3 protein-coding genes are annotated in these 3,265 nt (G+C 55.2%); all 3 read right to left on the reverse strand.

All coding sequences use genetic code 11. The features are described 5' to 3' along the window. Positions 1–419: 419 nt before the first annotated feature. Complete coding sequence (locus ACGLHR_RS51150) at positions 420–1,760, reverse strand: MFS transporter (RefSeq protein WP_400103699.1); 1,341 nt, start codon at positions 1,758–1,760, stop codon at positions 420–422. Between the two features lie 178 nt (positions 1,761–1,938). Continuing rightward, positions 1,939–2,778 carry a GntR family transcriptional regulator gene (locus ACGLHR_RS51155; protein ID WP_400103701.1) on the reverse strand — a complete coding sequence of 280 codons (840 nt, stop codon included), beginning with the start codon at positions 2,776–2,778 and terminating at the stop codon, positions 1,939–1,941. Between the two features lie 125 nt (positions 2,779–2,903). After that, positions 2,904–3,265, reverse strand: a 362-nt coding sequence (locus tag ACGLHR_RS51160) for an aldehyde dehydrogenase family protein (protein WP_400103703.1), incomplete at its 5' end; no start/stop codon positions are given.

The following is a 3,265-nucleotide window of genomic DNA, read 5'->3' on the forward strand; positions in this document are numbered from 1 at the left end:
GTAAGCGTAGCGAACAAATCGGACAGGGGCATGAGAGCCAAGCGAGGATCGAAAAATGATCCTCTATTGGCCGCCGCTCAAATCTCCTCACGTGTCAAGACCTTGCGTTGATCAATCGCGGCCTTCTTTGCGCTGCTTAACTTGGGTGGATTGGATCACTATCCCGGTAAACTGCGCAAAATCAAGGAGAGCCCGTCACTCCGAATTGCGGCCACTACCCGATGCAGGAATGTCCCCCATACTTCGCGACGCTCATTGAGCAATTCTTGACGCGGGAGATCGATTGACGCTGCGGCCCGTCATGGATGCGGTCATTGCCATTAGAATGCATCGCGTATTCTCAGATGAGGCGCCCTCCCCCTGGGAGCTTGTGCGCTAGCTCTGCGAAACGCGATGTCAATTGAGAATCGCAGCGACTGTTATTCAGGCAATCCCTGCCCCTTGGTTTCCGGGAGCACCCGCAGCACCAGCAAGGACAGAACAAGCAATGCCGCTATCAGGAATGCCGGAAGCAGCGGATCGCCGCGACTTGCTGCCATTGAGGCGGCGTACGCCGGCAGAGGAAACGCCAGGAGCCGACCGAAGTTGAACACGAACCCAGAAGCTGTTGCGCGAACGGCGGTCGGAAACAGCTCCGGAAGATAGATCGGCAACCAGGAAAATGAGCCCAGGGTGAAGAATCCCAGCACCAACGACGCAATCATCGCGGTTTCTATCGAGTTGCTCAAGATGAACGCCAGAGGGGTCGTAATCAGACCGCCCAAGAACGTCAAAGCCATATATTTCTTTCGACCATACGCCTCAGCAATAAACCCGGCGGAGATATAGCCTGCGAGAGATCCCACATTGAAAGCAATTGCAGCGATTGTCGCCCAATTCTGCGGATCCAAGCCGTGTCGCGTGGCAATACTCGAGACCATCGGATAGAAAATTGTGCTCGTCCCGTAGAATACTGCGACAGTTACGGTCGTCATGATTAGCGTGCAAAATACGTTGCGACGAGACGTGCGGTCGCGCAGCATCATGAAGAGAGTAAAGTTGTCTTTGGCGGTACGCAGTCGTTCAATAGACGACTGGCTCGCACGATCAGTTCTTGCGCGGCGGCTCGCCTTCCACATTTCCGATTCAGGCATTGAGCGACGTACGAACAGTAAGACGATCGCCGGCAGAACACCTAGGACAAACATCCATCGCCAAGCGTCTTGTCCCAATAGAGGCAATGCCACCAACCACGTCAGCGACGCCAAGAGGAACCCAAATCCGTATCCCGACTGCATAATCCCGAGGGCCTTGGCACGTTTAGACGCTGGCCAAGTCTCAGCGACCAGTGCCGTACCTGTACTCCACTCCGACCCAAGAAATAAGCCTGTCAGAAATCGAAGCACGATCAGCGCCTCCGGTGTCGCGCTAAACGCGGTCAGGCCAGTAAAGATCGAATAGCCAGCAATCGCAATGGTCAGCATCCGTTTGCGGCCAATGTAGTCGGCCATGACACTGCCAATCATCCCGCCAATCGCCCACCCCAACAGTGTGCTGCTCATGGCCGTTCCAACGGCCAATTGCATTGATGACCTGCTCGCACCATGCATCAGCGAAGTCATTGCGCTGAATCCTACGAGGATAAGAGTACTTGTCTCGTAGCCATCGAACATCCATCCCAGAAAGCTGCTAAGCAGTGCTCTACGACGAACGGGCACGCTTGTGACAGCTGCGTCCGATGCCCCCAATCCAAACTCCGTAGTACCGTCGATTTGCTGCATGATTTGTCTCCATTTATGTTCTTCGAATCACTCTTTCGGCGACCCGGCCCTACACTATTGCTATGTAAATTTCACGGAATAGAGCGCTTGATCGCACTAGCCGACGAGATAACGAACAAGACATACGATGGAGCGTTGCCGACTAATCATCGGCTAACTGCATACGCCACGCCGCTGATCATGTCGTTTCAAAATAGTCTGCGAGCCGTATGGTCATCCCGGTGGCATGCCGAGGCAGTTCAATTTCGAAGGACACCCGGCCTGGCGCATAAACGAAGCTCATTACCTCCAGAACCCCGCCATGCGAACTTCGAGTAATCCGGTCCATTGAAAGGCAGATGTGACCCTCTTCAAGATCAAGCGCTTCAGCCGTTGCGACATCTATCGCCGCTGTCTTAACGACATGCTTCACCAGCCCGATAGAAATACCCAGTTGCTTCTCAAAAACCGAATAGCTAGTCTCCTTCGCATCTCTGGAGTCCTTTAAGATGTATGCGACCCCGCTCATCGCGAGGGGCAAATACAGGGACACTACGCCAATCGGTAGACCGTCCGACGAATAGCGACGAGTCAGACAGACCACCTTTTGATCGAGCTCCCCGAATACCGCTGCAACGTGGGAAGGCGGGTCAACGTGCTCCAGCGCGAGTATTTCGACATCCAGATCTACGCCAGCAACTTCGAACGTCTCCACAATCGTGCGTGCTTCCGCTTGCAAGAGTTGTGGCACTGTCGAAGAGTTGATATAGGTCCCTTTGCCGTGCAATCTCGTTACGATGCCCCGCTGCTCCAACTCAAGGAGGGCTTTGCGCACTGTTACGCGGCTCACCTGGAACTCCTTAATCAGTTGGTTCTCACTTGGCACGAGATCACCTACCTGAAGCTCGCCTCTCCTGACACGATCTTCCAGTGTCTGGATGAGCTGTTTGTAAAGAAACGGTGTTGCCTTCCTGGGGCCGCTCAGTGGGGCGGTGGCGGTTAGCACCGGGGCAGTAACCTTGGCTTCTTTGGTCGACATAAGAAATTAGTCCTTGATCAAATGGGGCCCGCCCCGAAGGGATGGCCCAAGACGTCGCGAAACTTGTATCTTATATCATTCCTTACAAGACAAGCAGACAAGCCATGGCGGCCGCCGCCGCGCCGCTATGCGCGGACCACCGTCTTCGCGTTCACAAACTCACGCAAGCCGAACTGACCGAGCTCCCGTCCGTACCCCGAGCGCTTCACCCCGCCGAATGGCAGCCGCGGGTCCGACGCCACGGGAGCATTCAAGAAGGTCTGACCTGTCTGCAGCCTGTTGACGAATTGCTGCTGCTCTTCAAGGTCTGCTGTCCAGCAGGACGAACCAAGCCCAAACGGACTGTCGTTGGCCAGGCTTACGGCATGCTCGACTGACCGCACTCGAAAGAGCGTGGCTGCGGGAGCAAAGTAACCGTCAGCGGAACCCGTCTGGCGAGTAGAGGGCGGCGATGAGAAGGTAGGAGCTTCACGATCTCTGGGAGTGA

This window comes from Cupriavidus sp. CuC1 (assembly GCF_044627735.1).
In the GTDB taxonomy this organism is placed as follows: Bacteria; Pseudomonadota; Gammaproteobacteria; order Burkholderiales; family Burkholderiaceae; genus Cupriavidus; species Cupriavidus ulmosensis.

Coding starts and splice junctions, on each gene's coding strand:
- ACGLHR_RS51150 (WP_400103699.1), bottom strand. CDS start 1,760: ATGCAGCAAATCGACGGTACTACGGAGTTTGGATTGGGGGCATCGGAC.
- ACGLHR_RS51155 (WP_400103701.1), bottom strand. CDS start 2,778: ATGTCGACCAAAGAAGCCAAGGTTACTGCCCCGGTGCTAACCGCCACC.